The sequence below is a fragment of the Massilia sp. W12 genome, assembly GCF_037300705.1.
GTDB lineage: Bacteria > Pseudomonadota > Gammaproteobacteria > Burkholderiales > Burkholderiaceae_D > JACPVY01.
This window is the reverse complement of sequence record NZ_CP147776.1, coordinates 3,098,364-3,117,354: the sequence shown is the minus strand read 5'-3', so window position 1 is coordinate 3,117,354 and position 18,991 is coordinate 3,098,364. Positions and strand designations below refer to the sequence as shown.

Annotated in this window: 13 protein-coding genes; 2 read left to right on the top strand and 11 right to left on the bottom strand. The window is 60.4% G+C overall.

Going from position 1 to position 18,991, the window contains the following annotated elements; genetic code table 11:
* Positions 1–113: 113 nt before the first annotated feature.
* Together V8J88_RS12370 and V8J88_RS12365 are read left to right on the top strand one after the other, a co-directional pair.
* On the top strand, positions 114–368 hold the full coding sequence (locus V8J88_RS12370; protein WP_338844438.1) for a hypothetical protein: 255 nt from the start codon (positions 114–116) through the stop codon (positions 366–368).
* 526 nt (positions 369–894) lie between these two features.
* Entirely contained in the window at positions 895–1,605 is a 711-nt protein-coding gene (locus V8J88_RS12365) for a PEP-CTERM sorting domain-containing protein (protein WP_338844437.1), read from the top strand.
* Between the two features lie 92 nt (positions 1,606–1,697).
* On the opposite strand, the gene V8J88_RS12360 is transcribed toward V8J88_RS12365, so the two are convergent.
* The 11 genes from V8J88_RS12360 to V8J88_RS12310 all read right to left on the bottom strand — a co-directional run bounded on the left by V8J88_RS12360 (position 1,698) and on the right by V8J88_RS12310 (position 18,990).
* On the bottom strand, positions 1,698–2,414 hold the full coding sequence (locus tag V8J88_RS12360) for a DJ-1/PfpI family protein (RefSeq protein WP_338844436.1): 717 nt from the start codon (positions 2,412–2,414) through the stop codon (positions 1,698–1,700).
* 151 nt (positions 2,415–2,565) lie between these two features.
* Positions 2,566–3,306 carry an SDR family oxidoreductase gene (locus V8J88_RS12355; RefSeq protein ID WP_338844435.1) on the bottom strand — a complete coding sequence of 247 codons (741 nt, stop codon included), beginning with the start codon at positions 3,304–3,306 and terminating at the stop codon, positions 2,566–2,568.
* Positions 3,303–4,619, bottom strand: a complete 1,317-nt coding sequence (locus tag V8J88_RS12350; protein ID WP_338844434.1) for an FAD-binding oxidoreductase — start codon at positions 4,617–4,619, stop codon at positions 3,303–3,305. Before V8J88_RS12350 ends, V8J88_RS12355 begins: the two co-directional genes overlap by 4 nt.
* A 2-nt stretch (positions 4,620–4,621) precedes the next feature.
* Complete coding sequence (locus V8J88_RS12345) at positions 4,622–6,070, bottom strand: UbiA family prenyltransferase (RefSeq protein ID WP_338844433.1); 1,449 nt, start codon at positions 6,068–6,070, stop codon at positions 4,622–4,624.
* Entirely contained in the window at positions 6,067–7,008 is a 942-nt protein-coding gene (locus V8J88_RS12340) for a lysylphosphatidylglycerol synthase transmembrane domain-containing protein (RefSeq protein WP_338844432.1), read from the bottom strand. Before V8J88_RS12340 ends, V8J88_RS12345 begins: the two co-directional genes overlap by 4 nt.
* Positions 7,009–7,039: 31 nt before the next feature.
* Entirely contained in the window at positions 7,040–9,343 is a 2,304-nt protein-coding gene (locus V8J88_RS12335; RefSeq protein WP_338844431.1) for a DUF5916 domain-containing protein, read from the bottom strand.
* A gap of 57 nt (positions 9,344–9,400) precedes the next feature.
* Positions 9,401–10,894 carry a glycosyltransferase family 87 protein gene (locus V8J88_RS12330; RefSeq protein WP_338844430.1) on the bottom strand — a complete coding sequence of 498 codons (1,494 nt, stop codon included), beginning with the start codon at positions 10,892–10,894 and terminating at the stop codon, positions 9,401–9,403.
* Positions 10,894–12,246: an FAD-dependent monooxygenase gene (locus V8J88_RS12325; protein ID WP_338844429.1), complete on the bottom strand. Its 1,353-nt coding sequence runs from the start codon at positions 12,244–12,246 to the stop codon at positions 10,894–10,896. The genes V8J88_RS12330 and V8J88_RS12325 overlap by 1 nt, the downstream gene beginning before the upstream one ends.
* Complete coding sequence (locus V8J88_RS12320) at positions 12,243–12,974, bottom strand: DUF6875 domain-containing protein (RefSeq protein WP_338849879.1); 732 nt, start codon at positions 12,972–12,974, stop codon at positions 12,243–12,245. Before V8J88_RS12320 ends, V8J88_RS12325 begins: the two co-directional genes overlap by 4 nt.
* Before the next feature lie 185 nt (positions 12,975–13,159).
* On the bottom strand, positions 13,160–14,488 hold the full coding sequence (locus V8J88_RS12315; RefSeq protein ID WP_338844428.1) for an MFS transporter: 1,329 nt from the start codon (positions 14,486–14,488) through the stop codon (positions 13,160–13,162).
* Positions 14,485–18,990, bottom strand: coding sequence for an amino acid adenylation domain-containing protein (locus tag V8J88_RS12310; protein ID WP_338844427.1), 4,506 nt, complete (start codon positions 18,988–18,990; stop codon positions 14,485–14,487). Before V8J88_RS12310 ends, V8J88_RS12315 begins: the two co-directional genes overlap by 4 nt.
* Between the last annotated feature and the right edge of the window lies 1 nt (position 18,991).

Below are 18,991 nucleotides of genomic sequence, written 5' to 3'. Positions count from 1 at the left end.
TCACATATTCTTGGAATGCATGATTTTCAGAGCGGTTCTCGTTTATCCAGGCTGCGCAAGAATGCGGAGCTGGGAATTTCCCACAAAACAATTTCATAAGGTGAGTTATGGTGATGAAACGGATGTATGGTCGGATGGAGGGGGGGCATTTGATTCTGCCGCCTGAAGCACTGGCGCTATTGCCGGAAAGCGGGGAGATTTATTTGGTCACTGATTCCGAGCGTGGCTGTGTGACGGCGTTTGCTGAGGACTTTAGCCGGATCGCCAACCCTGCTTTGGAAGAAGCGCTTGCAACACTCAATGAAGGCCTGACGGAAGAGGAGTATTTACAAGCTGTGCCACCTGATCAACCAATCCGCCCAACTTAACAGGGAGTTGAAAAACTAACACTTGATGATTATTCATGCTGTATCTGGTTGATTTTCTGGATTTTCCGCTAGATATATTGGTCAAAATTCTGAGCACCTTCATTTATCAACACCCTGCTAAGTGAAACATTCTGTCGATGCATAAAGCTGCACCGCCGCCAGTGATGATATCGCCTTCATCCGCCACCAGCCGTTGGCGCGTTTCGCCCGCCTGCCTTCGCCAAATGCCGGGAGACATTCTGGTTGGCTCAAGAGGCATGTTTTATATACATTGTAAACTGTAATAAATATTAGGTTGATATGAAAGATTAATGTTTGATATTCTTTTTGCAGGCACTCTCCTGGAATGCAATCCATTGCACCGGCAAGGCGGCTGAGATCGTACTTAAGTCAGGTCTCGCATGTCGAAGCATGCGCGTTGAGCAACAAGTTGCCCAATTCACCAGCAGCGCTTCATGAACCGGATAGTGCCCGCGCTGTAATGTTTTTAAACCATAAAGAAACTGTTCATTTGGAGGAGACCAACATGAAAAGCACATTTTTGTCGATTTTTGCTGTCGCTATGCTGGGATTGGCGCCTGGCGCTACGTTTGCAGGGATTGCCACGTTCAGTGATAAATCCTTATTCCTCAACTCCACCGGGGCGTTTAGCGCGACAGGTGCGCTGCCGAATCTTGGACTGATCCCCGGTGGCGTCTCCGCCAGCCAAACGGTGGGCGATGTCACCTTCAGCATTGCTGCGCCCAGCACGCAGCTTTACATCGGGAGCGGTTCCGCCACTCCTATGACGCGGACTTTACCAGGAAATGTCATTGGCATCAGTGGTATTGAAAATCTCAATGCGGCATTCCAAAGCCCAGTCTTTTCAGCAGGATTTGATTTTGTTGAACCTTCTACTGGCGGGGACACGACGGGCACATGTTATGTGTCAGTCTGCTCTGATTCCACATTTACCGTGACGCTTAAGAACAATGGGACGACCGTCAGTTCGTTTATGTTTAACGCGCCAGACGATGTGGCGGCTTTTGTTGGCGTGTGGTCAGACCAACCATTCAACGCGATAGAAATCCGCGATGCCACAGGCACAATTGATAATGAATTTTTCGGTCAGTTTTATAGTGGTCAACAGCCTTTGAGCGCGATCCCGGAGCCTGAGTCGATTGCCTTGATGCTCGCTGGCCTGGGACTGCTTGGACTGCACAGACGCAAGGGCAGCGGCAATGTCAGCGGCAATTGATGCCAGCTTGCCAGTCGGCTTAGCTGGCGTGGTATGACATACATCCAGAGCGGGCGCGGCTGTTGCAAGCCGCCGCCCCGTCTGGTCCGCCATCACACCGGACACCAACTCCTCGGCCCCTTGGCCAACACATCCTCCCCCAGCGCTTCCCGGTTGGCCTTCCAGGCGCGGTCGTATTCAATCAATTCCGCCAGGTCTTGCGCCACTTGCGGGCTGACGCGGGTGGCGATTAAGTGGAACATCATGTCGATGCATAATGCCGCGCCGCCGCCGGTGATGATGTCGCCTTCGTCCACCACCAGCCGTTCGCGCACTTCGCCCACTTGCGGGCGGATGTCTTCTTTCATGGTCAGCGGCGGATTTTTTTCCACCTGTTTCGCATTGCCTTGCGCATCGCGCTCAATTAAGAAGGTGCGGCGCGTGGTGGCCACCTTGCCATCCAGCAGGCCGGCGGCGGCGGGCACCATGGCGCCGGTGCAGATGCCGACGATTTCTGTGCCGGCTTCGTGGATGGCGCGTAAAAACGCCAGGGTTTCCGGCTCTTTGACTTGATTGCGCCAGCCCGGCCCGCCGGTCACCACCAATGCGTGCAGCTTGGGCAGCTTGCCGCTTTTGAAATCGTCTATCCCATACGGGGCCAGCACTTGCAAGCCATTGCACATATTCACCACACCGGCCTTGGGCGCAATCGTGTGATATTGAATGCGCGGCTCAAAGCGGCGCGCAATCGACAGCACGCCCACCGTGGCCAAGTCGATAGGCTCGACTTCATCGTAGATCAAGACGCCGAAATTGAAATTGCCTTCCATACCACCGCCTCCTTTGTGAAAGCGCACCAAGCCGCTCCGCAGTAAGCGGGCGGCGCCTACGCTTGATTAAGGCCAAAGCTGCCGGCTGATAGCTTGATCTTACTGCCAAAATTGCTGCATGGAAAGGAAATGCTGACTAAAAAAACGCATCTCAAATCTTTGTGCGCTTGAATACTCCTTCCGGCAAATGACGGATGATCAACATGATGTAGCGCCAGAACCAGCGCGTGTACAGCACATCGGTTTTGCGCGCAATTGCGCGCACGATGTCGTCGGCGGCTTGTTGTGCGCTGGCGGTGAGGGCGGCGGGCAGCGGCATGCCGGCGGTCATCGGGGTGGCGACAAAGCCGGGTTTGATGGTCAGCACATGCACACCGTGTTTGCACAGACGTTGCCGCAGGCCGGATAAAAACGCTGTCACCATCGCTTTTGCGCTGCCATACACATAATTGCTTTGCCGGCCACGTTCGCCGGCGACGGAAGAAATCACGGCCAGCACGCCATGTCCCTGTTGCTGGAATTGCTGCGCCAGCGGGGTCAGCAGGGCAATCACCGATAAGGCATTGGTGTGGATCTGCGCCAAACTCATTTGCACCGACTGCTCGCAGGCAGCCTGATCCGGCAGCGTGCCGTGTGCGATTAAGACCGTATCCGGCGCGCCCAGCGCGGCATTGGCCTGGCTTAACATCGCCGCATGGCGCGCCAGATCATCCACGTCCAGAACAAAGGTGTGCACCGCAGGCGCGCCGCGCACGCGCAGATCGGCGGCCAGCACTTGCAATTTGGCATCATCGCGTGCGACTAAGAATAAATGATCGCCGGCTTGCGCAAAGCGGCGTGCGCATTCTGCTGCAATAGCAGAGGTGGCGCCGATGATGATGATTTTTTTCATGCAAAACTCCCGGTTTGACTGACCCTGCGCCACAAGGCGGAGGAAAAATGCGGATCGATATGGCGCGCAAATTCGCGCCAGTCAGGATAGCCGGCTTGAAACAGGGTGGCCGGCATGCGTGCGTCTTTGGCGGCATACAAGCGCCCGCCGGCCTCTTGCACAATCGCGTCTAAGCGCGCAAACAGCGCATGCAGGGACGGGCCGCGATTCGGAAAGTCGAGCGCCAGCGAGATTCCCGGCAGGGGAAAGCTGAGCAGGCCGGGCGACTTGGGTTCGCCGCACAGTTTTAACACCGCCAGAAACGAGCCAAGGCCGCTGGCGCCGATCGCATCCAGCAAGGCTTGGCTGGCCGCCAGTCCGGCGCGATGCGGCAATACGCATTGATATTGATAAAAGCCGCGCGGGCCGTAGGCGCGGTTCCACTCCAGCACCGCGTCGAGCGGGTAAAAAAAGGGCGCACAGTGTTGCCAGCTGCGTCCGGCCCTGGCGCGGTGATAGTAGGCGCTGTTGAGCAGTTTCAGGGTGAGCGGATTGATCAGTGAGAAGGGCGGCGTGCCGGGCAAACGGCGCTGGCGCGCAGCGCGCGGGGGCGGCGTTGCGGCCAGCGCCGGCGCGTGGTTGGCGCGCATGAAGATGCCGCGCCCGCTCTTGGCCCCGGCGCAATCGACCCAGGCCACGGTGTATTCATATTCCGCATCCGAGGCCAGACACAAATCGTAAAATTCGCGCAAATCGGCATATGGAATGGTTTCCACATCCAGCCAGGGATTGGCGACCCGGCGCAATTGCAGGCGCGCGTCGGTGATCAAGCCGGTCAGTCCCAGTCCGCCGATGCTGGCGCCAAATAATGCCGGGTTCTGGCTGGCGCTGCAGCGCAGGCGCGCGCCGTCGCTGCGTTGCAAACCGAATTCCAGCACATGGCAGCCGAATGTGCCCAGGCGGTGATGATTTTTGCCATGCACATCGTTGGCAATCGCCCCGCCCACCGTGACAAAGCGGGTGCCCGGCGTGACCGGCAAAAACCAGCCCTGCGGCAAGACCAGACGGATGATTTCATCCAGCAAGACGCCGGCTTCACATTCCAGAATGCCCAGCGCCGGATCGAATTGGATGAAGTGATCCATGCCGCGCGTGAGCAACAGCGCGCCGCCCGGATTCATGCACGAGTCGCCATAGCTGCGCCCATTGCCAAACGGCAGCACATGCGGCTGACTGGCGACAAACGGGGCGATATTCTGCAGGCGCGAAGTGAGGCGCAAGGCGGTATGCGCCACGCGCTGCAAACGGCCCCAGGATTGCGCTTGATAATCCATATTCACCAACTGGCCGCTAACACAATCGCCGCCCCGCTGGCCGCCAGCGCCAGACTGGCGCGGTCTTTCAGGGCAAACACCACCGGATCATCATGCAGCAAGCCGCGATGCGCCAGAATCCAGACCCGGCTGATCCAATACAGCAGCAAAACGCATAAAAGCCAGATCAGGGACGGACGTTTGTACAGCATGGCAATCGCCGGGCTGTTGATATACAGCGCTAACACCAATACGCAGATATAGCCGGCGGCCATGCCCATGCTGTGCAAAATCGACAAGTCATCGGTGACATAGCCACGCCCGGCGGCATGCAATTTGCCCTGGCGCCGCATGCCGTCCAATTCGCAATAGCGTTTCACCAGCGCCAGGCTGAGAAACAGGAACACGGAGAACACCAGCAGCCAGAAAGACAGCGGGACATCGACCGCCGCCGCGCCGGCCACGATGCGGATGGTGTACAGGCCGGCCAGGCTGATCGCATCAATCATCACCAGACGTTTCAAATGGAAGGAGTAAGCCAGCGTCAGCACGTAGTAGGCCGCCAGAATCAGGGCGAATTGCAGCGGCAGCAACAGGCACAGCAAGGCGCTGGCGAGCAATAGCAGCGGCGCTGTGGCAAAGCCCCACAGCAGCGACAGCTGGCCGCTGGCGAAGGGGCGTTTGCGTTTGCGCGGGTGCTGCCGGTCGGCGTTCAAGTCCAGCATATCGTTGAGCAGATACACGGATGAGGCGCACAGCGAAAAGGCGAGGAAGGCCAGTCCGGCTTGCAGCAGTAATTGGCTGTCATGAAATTTATGCGCCGCCAGCAGCGGTACCAAGACCAGCAGGTTTTTCACCCACTGATGCAGGCGCAGTGCGCGCATCAGGGCGGTGGCGCGGTTGCGCGGATATGGAAAGCTTTGCAGCGCAGGCGCGATGGCTTGCGCCGCGCGGGTCAGGGCCGGGCTGGCGTTGACCACAATCGCCTGGCGCGCCACGCGCCAGATCGCCAGATCGACTTTGGCGTTGCCGCAATAATCAAAGCCGCGTTCGCCAAAGCGCGCCAGCAAAGCCTGCGCCTTGTTGGCCCCCGCCAGATTCTTTTCTTGAGTCGCTAACACGCCATCGAAAATGCCGCAGGCGTCGGCGATTTGCTGCGCCGGGATGTGGTGTGAGGCGGTGCACAGCCAGAGTGTGCGGCCAGCCGCTTTTTGCGCGCACAGCCAGGCGTAAAAATCGCTCTGGCGCGGCAGGCTGGCGGCGTCAAGCCGGACGCGCCGGGCGATTTGCGCTTTCAGATGCGCTTTGCCGCGCAACAGCCAAAACAGCATCATGCACAGCCATAAGGGATTGCGTTTGATTAACAGCAAGGCGGATTCCAGCAAGACATCGGTCAGCAGCAGTGTGCCGTCCAAATCAACGCATAAGGGCAGATCAGGCGCCTGTGTGGTGGTGGGAATCGGGGTGCTCATATCGGCCCGGAAGAATAAGAAGAATCATACTGCAAACGCCATACCGCGAGCCAGCCTAACAGCACCGCCAGCCATAAGGTCAGCAGGCGGCAAGCCAGCGTCAGCAGCAGCGCTTGCGGCAGGGTAAAGCCGTGGTGGTGCAAAAGCGCGGTCATGGCCGCTTCCGCACTGCCGAGGCCGCCCGGTAAAAATGATAAAGCGCCGATGATAATCGCAATCGCATAAATGCCGCAGGCGTCCGGCCAGGCCAGCGCCGGCGCGGGGTAAATCCGCGCTAACAGTCCCAGGCCCAAACCTTCCAGGCCCCAGGCGCACACCCCCAGGGCAAAGCCGGCCAGCAGTATGCCGGGTGAGAGCAGGGCGCGTGCATCTTGCAATATTTGCAACAGGCCGCGCACGGCTTGCGCGCGCTTGCTCTGGCCCTGAAAGCGGGTTTGCAGGCTGGCCCAGGGCGTGCAGGCCAGGGTGGCCAGCGCGCCGCTCAGCAGCGCCGCCACCGGCCACACCAGATAGGCATAGCCGGCAATCGCCGCCAGACCCCAGGCGGCCAGGGCCAGCATGGCGAATAAATCCATCAGACGCTCAACAAAAAACGCCGCCGCACAGGCCGGCAGGCCGACCCCGGCAGGCTGGTAATAGCGCGCCCTGACCATCTCGCCCACTTTGCCGGGCGAGAGCGTGAAGGCAAAGCCGGCCAGATAGCCCAGGCCCATCAGGCGCGGCGGCAGCTGGTGGCCCAGGCGGCGCAAATACCAGTCCCAGCGCCACAGGCGCAAGCCGTAGTTGAGCAGGGACAGGGCGGCGACGCCAAGCAGCAGGCCGGGCGCGGCCAACAGCGGGGCGAATGAGATTTGCGCCAGATCGGCGCGCAGCGCCGCCGCGCACCACAGGGCGAATGCGGCGACTGCGCCATACGTCAGGAGATGACGGGCTTTCATGCGGCGCTCCGCTTTGATCTGACGCGCATCATCAGTACTGGAACAGATAGCTGAACTTCACATACGCCTGGCGCCCGGTGTGCAGATCCAGATTCGGGGTGGCTTGCAGCCGGCCATTTTCCAGACGCTGGCTTTGCGCGATGTCGGTATAGCCGACATACAGCGTGGTGCCCGGGCTCAGAATATAGCTGTATTGCAGATCGGTGTTCAAGCGTTTGCCGCTGGGGTACAGGCTGTGCGCCGGGTTGGCCTGCAAATTGCTGTAGTCCATGATCAAGCGCACGGCGGCGAAACGGCTGTGCTGGTAGCTCAGTTTGGTGCGCGCTAAGAGTTGCCGGTAAATCGCTTCGTCGCGGCCATCCTTGGTGCGCAAGTCATTCCAATACAAGGCTTGCTCCAGACGCCATTGCGGATGCGGGGTGATTTTCAGCGACATGGTGTAGCTGTGTTCCAGCCCCAGCATGCTGTTGGCGTTGCCCTTCCAGGCATAGTTCAGGACATCATTGCGGCCTATGCTGACGGAGGCGGTCAGCCAGTCCAGCCACTCGGTGTTGGCCGAGGCCAGCCAGCCATGTTTGAAGAAGGTCTCGCCAAAGAAGTTTTCGCGTCCGTCCAGGCGGTACAGCTCGAAATTGGTGGCGCGCGCGCCGCTCACGCTCAGGCCCAGCTTGCTGTTCCAGTCCTGCAGGCGTTCGCCTTCTTGCGTCATACTCATATTCCATGAGGGGGTGACGCTGCGCAGGAAGGGCTGGTTTTCCCAGAACCAGGCATAGCTGGCGGTCTGGTTGATTTGTTTGATGCTGGTGCGCGGCAAATACGACAGCGCGGTGTCAAAGTCTCTGGAAATGTCCAGATATTGCGCGTTGTAATTGAAATCGCGATCCGAGCGGGTCAAATCCAAAAACAGCAGATGGCCATTGATCTTTCCGCTTAAGTGATTGCCCTCGGTTTCGCTGCGCGCGCCTTGTGCGCTGAAGACCCAGTTTTGATTGATTTTGTAACGCACATCGGCGCTCGCCACGGTGTTGTTGTTATCGCCCATGCTGCGTCGGGTCAGCAGCAAACCGGCGTTGGAATCATCGGCGAAATCGCGTTGTACGCGGCCAACTGCGATATGGGCTTTTTTGCCATAGTCTTTGGCGCCGGGCATCAGCTGGCGGCCCGGGCCGTTGTCGTCAATCACCAGGGCTCCGATTGACCAGGGGCCTGTGCGTCCGGTGATGCGTGCGCCCAGTTTCGGGTCGGAAATGCGGCGCGAGAAAAACAGTGATTTGGGCGAATTGAAAAAGCCGGCGTTTTCCAGGAAGAAGGGACGTTTTTCCGGGAACAGCGATTCATAGCGCTGATTGATCACCACTTGCGGCTCATCGCTTTCGACTTCGCTGAAATCCGGGTTGTAGGTCAAATCGACGGCAAACGCATCGGCCAGCACAAATTTGGCGTCCAGCCCGGCGCGGGTCTTATTTTGCCGCTCAAAATACGAATTTCCCGGTTGAGACGGATCGGCGGGCGGATTGTAATCCGGGTTCAACAGTTTGCTGCTGCGCTGGCTGATGTAGGGAATCAGCTGGATATTGCGGCCCGGCGAGACAGTCGAGGGGATGTCGAGCGAGGCGAATTGCGAGACAAAGCCTTCTTTGCGCTTGGTGATATACGGCCAGTAGGCGAATTCATTCAGGCGCGCGGTGATGCGGCCAAAGGAAATCCCCCAATCCTGGCTGGCCCCGCGCGCAAAGCGCAGACTCTTGAAGGGAATCGCCACGCTCACCACATAGCCGTCATCGGTGATGCGGCCATCGGATTTCCACTGCGTGTCGAAATTCAAATCCAGCCCCTGGCCTTCGGTGTATTTGCCATCCAATTGCACGCCATAGGGATTGATATAAAAGCGGTAGCTGCGCTGTTTATCGTGGAAGGTGTCAATATCCAGAATCACCGCATCGTCGCCGAATAAATCTTCACGCTTGGCGATGCGCGCGCGGATCTGGCGCGGATCGTCCTTGCAGATATACACCGCATACAGGTGTTCATCGTCATACGAAAGATAGACCCGGGTGTCATTTGCCGCCGGCAGGCCGTCGCCCGGCTCATTCTGGCGGAAATCCTTGACTTCCAGACCCGGTTCAGCCGGCAGTTTGCCGATATAGTCCGCCAATACCGGCGCTTTGGCGGCGCGCGGGATCTTCAAGCGCAGTTTGCTGTTGTCGCTGTCAGCGGCAGGCGCGCTGGCCGGGGCGGCCGGGGCGGCGGTGGTTTGGGCCAGGCTGGCGCCGGCCAAAGCCGGCAAGGCCAGCGCCAGCGCGGCTTGCAAGATGCTCAGGGTTTTGCGTTGCATGGTTTTCTTTCTTAAAAATACGGGGCCGCAGTGCGGCCCGCAGGCTGAATAATTGTTTTACGCCTGGTGGGCGCGACGATAACACACTGACCACAAACACAGGGACAGTGTGATGAATTGACACAGAGTAGAGACCAGCATCAGAACGCCGCTCTGGGCCGGATCAAACCGGGCGAAGGGCAGCACGGTGGCGCAGGCCAGCCAAAGCAGGATCAGCAAGGCGTTGCGGCCCGCCTGCGGCCCCCAATACACGGCAGCGCTGATGCCCCACAGCCAGATCATGGGAACCATGGCGTAATCATCCGGCACGAAGGCGCTGCGCAGCGCGCCCAGGGCCAACAGGCTGATCCACAGCGCGGCAGTCTGACTGCGCGGCAAATCGGCGTGGCGCAAGCGCCAGCCGGCCACGGCCCCCAGCGCAATCACGGCCAGACTCCACAGCCAGGCCAGCTGCGCCACATGCGCCATGCCGATGTCTTTCCAGCCAAACAAAATGCGCGCTTTGAGCAGCAGGGCCGGCACGGAATGGTTGATCGCCACCACCCCTTCCAAGCCGTCCAACATCAGCCAGGCCCAGTGTTCTGCGCTGGACATGCGCGGCATTTGATAGCCGAGGAAGGTTTGATAGTGCTGGCTGCCGATGATCAGCGCGCCGGCCCCCAGATACAGCAGGGAAAAGGCGATGGTTGCGCCGACTGCGCGCCAGCGTTTTTGCAGCAACAGCACCAGACATAAAATGCCGGGGAAGATTTTGAACAAAGCCAGCGCCATCAGCGCGCCGCCGCTCAGATTGCGATTGCGCTCAAACAGTATCATCGCCAGCACGGCCAAGGCCAGCGCCTGCACCTGGTAATTGCCGGTTTGCAGCGTGATCAGAATCGGAAAGCCCAGCCACAGCAGCGGCAACAGCAAGCCAAGCCGGCGGCCAACGGCGCCGCCGATCCAGGCGCACAGCGCCAGCATGACGCCGGCCAGCAGCAAGGCGTCGAGCACAAACCAGAGCGCGCGCATTTGCAAAAAGTTCAGACCAAGCCAGGACAGGGCGCGCGGCAGCAGCAGAAATTGCGGCGGATACAGAAATTCATCGAGTTTGAAGCGTCCCTCCATGCCCTCATACGGCGTCAGCAGATAAATATTGGCGGTATTCGACTGGGCCAGCTGATCGGCTTTCCAATACGCTGAAAAACAGCTGTGATTGATATAAAAATCATCAAACCAGAACACCGAGCCTTGCGGCAGATCGGGATTGCTCATATACAGCGCCAGACCGGCAAAGCGCAGCATCAGCGCAATCGCAATCAGCAACCACAACATGGACAGCAGCGGATGACGCAAGGCCAGGCCGTCCAGCCCGGGCGACAGGCGGCGCGCCAGCGCCGGGCTGGCGGCCAGCGCCGGCAACGCCGCCAGCAAAGTCCACAGCGCAGGCTTGGCCAGCCAGACATTTAAAAAAACCACGCTCAAAATGGCCAGAAAGCAGGCCAGCAAGCCGCCCAACACCATCCGTTCGCGTGCGGCGGCAAGGCCCGCGCTTAAAGTCATACTTTGCATTAACGTGCTCCCAGGGTCAGATAAAGAGTCAGCCATAAACCGATGCCGCCCAGGCCGATGGCGGTGGCGTTCAAGAGCCGGTCTTGGCGTTTGGCTTTGTCCCATGCATCGGCATACGGCATGGTGGTGTGCGCAATCATGGTGTACAGCGGCAGCCAGCTGGAGGGCATGATGCGGTTTAACAGCAGATCGACTTTCTTGCGCAGCAAGAACCAGGGCGATTGCACGGTCTGACGCAGCTCAATGAAGTTGCGTTTGGATAATTCGCACAGCGCATCGGTGTGGCGGCGGCGTTTTTCCTCATACGCGGCAAACGCCGGGGCCGCTGCGAAGCCGTGTTCTTGCAGCGTTTGCATCAGGGTGCAGCAATCCTCAAACGCGGAATTCATGCCCTGGCCGAAGAAGGGATACACCGCATGGCAGGCGTCGCCCACCAGCACCGCCCAATCTCCATAGCGCCATGGGGCGCTGCGGATGGTGAGCAAGGCCCCGGTCGGGTGTTGCATCCATTGCTCTTGCAGATTGGGCAGCATCGGGGCCAGGTCGGGGAAGTATTTTTGCACCAGCTGCGCCACATCTTCGCGCGTTTGCACCGTGGCGAAGCTGTCTTTGCCCTCATGCGGCAAAAACAGGGTCAGGGTGTGTGAGCTGTCCCGGTTCGGGTGCGAGACAAACAGGCAATGGCTGCGCGGCCACACATGCAAGGCGGTTTTTTCAATCACGGATGTGCCGTCGGGCTTGGCCGCCAGCGTCAATTCCTTATAGCCCCATTCCAGATATTCCTGGTGGAAATCGGCCCGCTCGCCGTATTGCAATTCGCGGCGCATGGTGGAAAACGCGCCATCCGCGCCGACCACCCACAAGGGTTGCACCACAACCTGTTTGCCGGCATGTTCAAAATACAAAGTCTGGCGCGCCTTATCCACCCGTTCCAGCTTGTGTTCAAAAAACAGGCGCAGATTCGGATGTTCCAGCGCTTTTTCCAGCAACAGCAGGTTCAATTCATTCCGGTCGATCGAATGCAAGACCTCATTGCTGTTTTTGCCATATGGCTGATAGCGGGTCGCGCCGTCCGGCGCATGGATCACGCGCCCGCTCATCACCACCGCCTTTTGCAATACGGTTTCGAGCAAGCCGACCATCGCCAGCCCCTGCATGCCGCGCTTGGATAAGCCCAGATTGATCGAGCGGCCTGCCGCCAGCTCCTGCCGGCGCGGATCGGGCCGCCGTTCATAGACATCCACCGCATGTCCCTTTTGCGCGAGTGCGAGGGCCAGCAGCGAACCGGCCAGCCCGCCGCCGACAATCGCGATGCGCGCGCCGTTTTGCTTTTCCTGATGCAGCGCGCTCATGCCGGCACTCCCTGTTTTTCCTGTGATGCCTGGCAGCGGCTGCAATACCAATTCGACAAAGGTTTGCCCTGGCGCAAACGTTTTTCAATTTCCGCCTCAATCACGGCGTTCATCGCTTCATCAAATTTGGCCGGGCTTAAATCGCTGCCCAGACGCGCCAGATAGGTGCGCAGATAGGCGGTGCGCAATTCCGGCGGATAGTCTTCGCGCGCCAGAAACGGCAGGTCGGAATCGACCATATAGCGCATCGCCAGCATGGGAATCGGGCTGCGCAGGGGGCGGAAATCAGGATTGCGCAAGCCGGGGCTTTGGTTGCTGGCGTGGAATTCGCCCAGCATCATGCCTTTTTCGACAAAATGCCGTTTCAGATGGTATTGCACCTCATCCACAATCGAGGCTCCTTCCGGGCCAAGATTGGGAAACACCACCAGGAAGGCCTTGTTCAGCATATCCGCGCCGCTCACCGGCTCCGATTCCAGGAACAGATCGCGATAACGCAAAATCACATCGCTGATTGCGTGCAGATCCGGTTTGTTGTGCGGAATTTCCGCCATCCAGATCGTATCGAGTTCCAGTGAAATCGGCACAAAGGGGCAGACCGGGCCTTTGCGGCCCAGTTCAGGATGCGCTTTGGCCAGGTAGTTGTGCACCCAGTCGGCGATGCACGCCATCGGATGCGTCGCCGCATAGTTGCGCAAGACTTCTGATATGCGCAGCAAACGCGGCATCGGCAAGGCAGGTTCGCCAAGACCTGCGGCGTGAGGGCAGCGGGGGGCCCCTTCTGGTGTTTGATTGTGGTGTGTCATGTCATGCTCCCGAGGAATATATTCCAGCTTCTTGCTTTTGCGCCGGCATGGTTTTTTTGCGGCGGCTTTGTGTGTGTTGTCTGCGTTTTGTCTGTCACTGCAATGGTTTATGCCGGACTGGCGCGGGCGCTGTCTGCCGCATCATCCGGCGGCGCCTGGTCGGGCAGTTGATCCACCGAGCGGATCGCCGGTTGCGCCAGCGCGAGCATGGCGGTGAGCAACATCGCCAGTCCCAGCACGATGAAAATCAGGCCGACGCCGCGCCCGGCCCCGACGCCGATCACGGCGCCGACCGAAGCGGCCAGCGCGCCGCCGGGTTGGAGCATGGGGTCAAACCAGTTTTCCGCCAGCGGCCCGGCCAGCACATAGCCGACCGGCATGGCGGATTCGGATAACACGCGTTGAATCGCAAAGCAGCGCCCCAGCATGTGCGGCGCGATTTTGCTCTGCCAGACCGAGGCGAACGAAGCGTTGATGATCGGCAAGGTCAAAAAGAACACAAAGCCCATGCCGCACACCAGCCAGAAATTGGCCGCCACGCCGTGCAGCGCCAGGGCCAGCCCGGCGATGCAGTAAAACGCCAGGGCGGCGCGCGCCCGCTGTTTGAAGCCGCCGCTGATGGTCATAAACAAGCCGCCCAGGAACAGGCCGGCGCCGCCGATGGCGAATTGCTCGCCCAATTGGATTTCCGTGGCGAACGAGAGCACCAATGGCGTGATCAGGATGCTGGCGATGGCGAACAGGAAATTGCTCACGCCGAACACCCCGAGCAGGCCAAGCAGGCCGCGCTGTTGCCGCACATAGGCAAATCCGGCGGCGGCTTCGCGATACAGGCTGTCTGCCGGCTGCGGCGCCGCCGGCGGACGCGGCACCCGCGCCATCGACAGCGCGAAGACAGCGGCCAGGAATGTCAAACCGTCGATCAAGAGCACGCCTTGCACGCTCATCATGCTCACCAGCACCCCGGCCAGCAGGGGGCCGGCGATCATCGCCACCGCTTCGGTGGTTTGAATCAAACCATTTGCGCGCGTTAATTGCTCATTGCTGGCCAGCAGCGGCACCGAGGCCAGATAGGCCGGCGCATGAAACGCGTTGGCTAACGCCGCCAGCGCCGCACCCAGATAGATATGCCAGAGTTCGAGCGCGCCGGCCGCCAGCAAGGCGGCCTGCCCCAACATCAGCACGCTGCAACTCAGATCGCACAGCATCATGGTTTTGCGTCTGTCCCAGCGGTCAACCAAGGCCCCGGCAAAGGGCGACAGGAGCACCGCCGGAATCGCCATGCAGACAAAAATCAGGGCGAATTTTGAGGTGGAGCCAGTGGTTTTTAAGACCCAGATGCCGAGCGCGAATGAAGACAGGCGCGAGCCGACGCTGGAAACCAGCTGGCCGCTCCAGATGAGTAAGAAATTACGTAAGCCGGCCAGAGTATTCATGCCGTTTGCTCCTGTGCTGTGTGCGGCAGTGCGCCATGGGATTGTAAAAAGCGCAATGTGCGCAGGAACAGCGGCGCATCCGCCGGCGGGCAGTGCAAACCGAGTTCAGCGCATAGCGCAAAGGTGGTGCGGCAATCGAATTCCGGTTCGCGCAGATCCGGCGTTTCCGGGTACAGTGCGGCAAACACCGCCAGCGGATTGCTGCGCGGCGCGCTTTGCAGGGCCAGCCGCCATTCGGCATAGCTGGCGTGCGGCAGTTGATAGCCGGCTTGCTGCAGGGCGTGCGCGGCTTGGCTCACCGGCAGCCGTTGCGCATTGTAATAATGCCAATTGCCGCCACCTTCCTGTCCCTGCGCCAAGCCCTTGCCCTGCAAGGCCATGCCGACAATCGCGCCGGCCACAAAATCGACCGGAATCATGTCAAAGCTGTCGTTTTCCTCCACCGGCAGCATGCCCAATTGCAGGCAACCTTTGATCCAGGCGCTGAAATAATCGCTGGCATTCGCGGCCCCGCTGACGCTGTCGCCGGTGATGCGCGCCGGGCGGTGAATCGCACATGGCAAGCCGCGTGCGCGCGCTTGCAACACCAGACTTTCCGCCGCCCATTTGCTCTGGTTATAGCCGCCAGCCTGCGGCGCCTGCAGCGGCGGCGCGCTGTTTTCGCGCACGCTGTCTGACAAATAATGCTGATTGAAATACACCCCGAGGGTGGAGACAAAGTGCAAGGGTTTGATATGCCCGCTGCAGGCTAAGCGGAGAATGGCGCGCGTGCCTTCCACATTCGCCGCCGCCATATGCTCATAAGGCGCGAGGAAGTTGACCTGGCCGCCGTTATGGAAAATCAAATCGCATTCCTGCGCCAGGCGGCTGAAGCTTGCATCAGACAAGCCCAGCATGGGCAGGCTCAAATCGCCGGCGATGATTTCCAGCCGCGCCGCATCCTGCTGCGCCCTGTCGGCGCGCCACAAGTCGTAACTTTGCAAATTGGCGATGATGCGTTGCAAGCCTTTTTCCGGGTTTTCCGCACGCACCAGACATTGAATCTGCAAAGCGCTGTCATCCAGCAGACGGCGCACCAGCCAGGCTCCAAGAAAGCCGGTGGCGCCGCTGACCAGGGCGCGGCGTGCGGCCTGGCCGCTGCGCGCCGGCTGCGCTTGGGCGGGATCGATATCCTGCTCCAGCACGATGGGGGTGTGAAAGCCGGCATCTTGCGCCTCACCGCTGGCGATGGCCTGGATTTCCTGCGCCATGCGGACAATGCTGGAAGCGCTGAAAATGCGCGCCACCGGAAATTCGATGGCGAAATGCTGGCGGATCCTGGCCGCCAGCGGCAAGGTCATCAGCGAATCGCCGCCGATGGCGAAAAAATCATCATCGCAGCTGATTTCCTGCAGATTCAGCAAATCGCGCCAGATCGCGAGCAAATCCGCTTCGGCGGCGCTGGCCGGGGCCAGCAGGCTGCGCGGCGGCAGACTGTCGGCGCCCGGTTGCGGCAGGGCGCGGCGGTCGATTTTGCCGTTATTCGTCAGGGGCAGCGCAGCCATTTGCAAAAACAGCGCAGGCAGCATGGCTTGCGGCAAACGTTGCGCCAACTCGCTGCGCAACTCGTTTTGCGCCGGCGCGCCGACATACCACAGCGCCAAACGCTGGTCGCCCGGTTTGATCTCGCAAACCCCGGCGATTGCCGCCTGCACCCCGGCGCAGCTGTTTGCCGCATGCTCGATTTCACCCAGCTCAATGCGAAAACCGCGCAATTTGACTTGATGATCGCGCCGCCCGATGAAGTGCAGCCGGCCCGCGCTGCTAAAGCGCGCCAGGTCGCCGCTTTTGTACATGCGCGCGCCGGGCGTGAAGGGATCGGCGCAAAAACGCTGCGCATTTTGTTCCGGCAAGCCAAGATAACCCAGCGCCACGCCGGCGCCGGCGATGCACAATTCGCCCACAGCGCCTTGCGGCACCAGCTGGCCATGCGCATCCAGAATATAAATCCGCACCCCTGGCAGCGGCGTGCCGATGGACAATTCGCCCGCCGGCAGCCCGGCCCCGTCCACCGTGCTTTGCATGGTGGCGCACACCGCCGCTTCCGTCGGGCCATAATGATTCGCCAGCAATACCCGCTGTCCGGTCAGGGCGGCAAAGCGCTGCACCAGTTCCAGCGAGACCGCTTCGCCGCCAAACATCAGCAATTGCAAACCGGGCAGACGCGGCGCGGGCAGGGCGGCTAAATCGTCGGTCCAGCGCCGCCACAAAGCCGCCGGCGCGTCAATCGCCGTCACTTGCTGTTGCTGGCAGAACGCTTGCAAGGCGGCTGCGTTTAAGGTTTGCGGGGCCGGGTGCAAAACCAGCGTCGCGCTGCTGGCGATGACGGGAAACAGATCGCCCACCGAGGCGTCAAACATCAGCGGCGGAATCATCAGCAGGCGCTGGTTGGCGAAAGGATGGCGGGCCGCAAAGCCGCGCACCAGATTCATCACCTGGGCATGGCTTAACATCACGCCCTTGGGCTGGCCGCTGGAGCCGGAGGTGTAAATCACATACGCGCAAGATCCGGCGGCCAGCGGCGGGGCCTGGTAATCGCAGGCTGGCGCACTGCGCAGCGCGTTTTCAATCGACAGCAGCGCCACGCCAGTGGCGGCGGCGCTGGCGGCTCCGGCCTGATTGTGCAACAGCAGGCTGGCGCCGCTATCTTCCAGCATGAATTGCAAACGTTGCGCCGGCAGGCTGCCATCCAGCGGCACATAGGCGGCGCCCACCGCGCCAATCGCCAGCAGCGCCAACACCGCTTCCGCGCTGCGGTCGGCGATAAAGGCGATGCGCTGCTGCGGCGCGCCGCCGGCGGCTTGCAGATGCGCCGCCAGCGTGCGCACCTCGGCATACAGCCTGGCGTAAGTCCAGCTGCGTGCGCCATCCACCAGCGCAATCGCCTGCGGCGTGCGGGCCGCCGCCTGCGGCAGCAATTCATGCAGACATTGCGCCGGCCCGTCCAGCGCCGGCCCGCCATCGCCCAGCGCCAGCAACGCAGTTTGCTGCTCAGGCGGCAGCAGAGGCAGGCGCGAAATTGCGCAATCCGGCTGCGCCAGCATGCTGTGCAACAGGGTTTGCCATTGCTGCGCCATGCGTTCGATGCTGGCGCCGTCAAACAGATCGATATCGTAGTCAAACGCGCACAGCCAGCCTTGTGCGCCAGATTCCATACTGAGGGTGAGTTCAAAGCGCGCCACATGCATGCCCGGATTGATGGTGGTAATCCGCATGCCGTCCTCATTGCGCTGCCCCGAGGCTGGCGGACTGATGACGAACAGCGCTTGCACCAGCGGGGCGCGGCCGGCAATCCGCTCTGGCCGCAGGCCATCCACAATCTCTTCCAGCGGGGCCGCGCCGCGTTGCCATGCTTCCAGGAAATGCGCTTTGGCGCGCGCCAGGAAGGTCAGGCAGTCGGGATCGTCTTCCATTTGAAAACGCAAGGCCAGGGTATTCGCCAGCATGCCCAGCATGCTTTGCTGGCGCGCTTGATCGCGATTGGCCAGCGGCGTGCCCAGCACCACATCCTGCTGCCCGCACAGGCGCGCGAGCAACAGCGCAAAGGCGCTGGAATACAGCATGAACATGGTCAGTCCATGCGCGTTCGCGAATTCCTGCAATTTGCTTTGCAGAGACGCCTCCAGCGTAAAGTTATGCCGGGCGCCGCGCATGCGCGACTCGCGCGCCGGGGCCTGATCAAACGGCAAGCTCAGATAAGCCGGACAGCCTTGCAAGGTTTGCAACCACCAGGCGGTCTGCTCTTGCCGCTGTGCTTGTTGCGCAGCGCTGCTTTGCCAGTGCAGCCAATCGGAATAGGCCATGCCGGCGGGCGGCAAATCCGCTTGCCGGCCTTGCTGGCGGGCGTGATAGCAGGCGAAAAATTCCTGCACATACAGATTCAGCGCCCAGCCATCCAGCACGATGTGATGAAACACCAGGATCAGCACAAATTCTTGTGCGCCAAGCGTCAGCAATTGCGCGCGCATTAAGCCCGGTTGTGACAGATCAAAGGGAATCCGGCTGGCTTCTTGCGCCATTTGCAAAGCGCGCGCCTGTTGCACTGAGGGCGCGAGCTGGCGCAAATCAAATTCCTGCAAACCGATCGTCACTTGCGCCGCACGCCACACCAGGGGGCGGCCATCTTCTTCCGTAAAGGCTAAACGCAAGGCGTCGTGCCGTTGCGCCATGTCCTGCAGCGCACCTTGTAAGGCGGCCACATCGAGCGCGCCATGCAGCTGCAAAATCTGGTACAGATGATAGGCGCCGGCCTGCGCTTGCATGCGTTCGTAAAACCACAGGCGCTGCTGTTGCGGAGCTTGTTCAATGCGCACCCCGTCAGCCAGCGGATGGGCCGCAATCCAGTCGGCGGCGGGGTCTGCCGGGGCTGCCGGCGCGGCCCCGCCTTTGGCCAGCTTTTGTTGCAGCAAAGCCAGTTGCTGCGGTGTTAAACGGGACAGTCGTTGTTGCAAATCCTGGTTCATG

Bases quoted from the DNA above. Each gene is read 5' to 3' on its own strand.
- V8J88_RS12370 (WP_338844438.1), top strand. From the start codon at position 114: ATGAAACGGATGTATGGTCGGATGGAGGGGGGGCATTTGATTCTGCCG.
- V8J88_RS12365 (WP_338844437.1), top strand. From the start codon at position 895: ATGAAAAGCACATTTTTGTCGATTTTTGCTGTCGCTATGCTGGGATTG.
- V8J88_RS12360 (WP_338844436.1), bottom strand. From the start codon at position 2,414: ATGGAAGGCAATTTCAATTTCGGCGTCTTGATCTACGATGAAGTCGAG.
- V8J88_RS12355 (WP_338844435.1), bottom strand. From the start codon at position 3,306: ATGAAAAAAATCATCATCATCGGCGCCACCTCTGCTATTGCAGCAGAA.
- V8J88_RS12350 (WP_338844434.1), bottom strand. From the start codon at position 4,619: ATGGATTATCAAGCGCAATCCTGGGGCCGTTTGCAGCGCGTGGCGCAT.
- V8J88_RS12345 (WP_338844433.1), bottom strand. From the start codon at position 6,070: ATGAGCACCCCGATTCCCACCACCACACAGGCGCCTGATCTGCCCTTA.
- V8J88_RS12340 (WP_338844432.1), bottom strand. From the start codon at position 7,008: ATGAAAGCCCGTCATCTCCTGACGTATGGCGCAGTCGCCGCATTCGCC.
- V8J88_RS12335 (WP_338844431.1), bottom strand. From the start codon at position 9,343: ATGCAACGCAAAACCCTGAGCATCTTGCAAGCCGCGCTGGCGCTGGCC.
- V8J88_RS12330 (WP_338844430.1), bottom strand. From the start codon at position 10,894: ATGCAAAGTATGACTTTAAGCGCGGGCCTTGCCGCCGCACGCGAACGG.
- V8J88_RS12325 (WP_338844429.1), bottom strand. From the start codon at position 12,246: ATGAGCGCGCTGCATCAGGAAAAGCAAAACGGCGCGCGCATCGCGATT.
- V8J88_RS12320 (WP_338849879.1), bottom strand. From the start codon at position 12,974: ATGCCGCGTTTGCTGCGCATATCAGAAGTCTTGCGCAACTATGCGGCG.
- V8J88_RS12315 (WP_338844428.1), bottom strand. From the start codon at position 14,488: ATGAATACTCTGGCCGGCTTACGTAATTTCTTACTCATCTGGAGCGGC.
- V8J88_RS12310 (WP_338844427.1), bottom strand. From the start codon at position 18,990: ATGAACCAGGATTTGCAACAACGACTGTCCCGTTTAACACCGCAGCAA.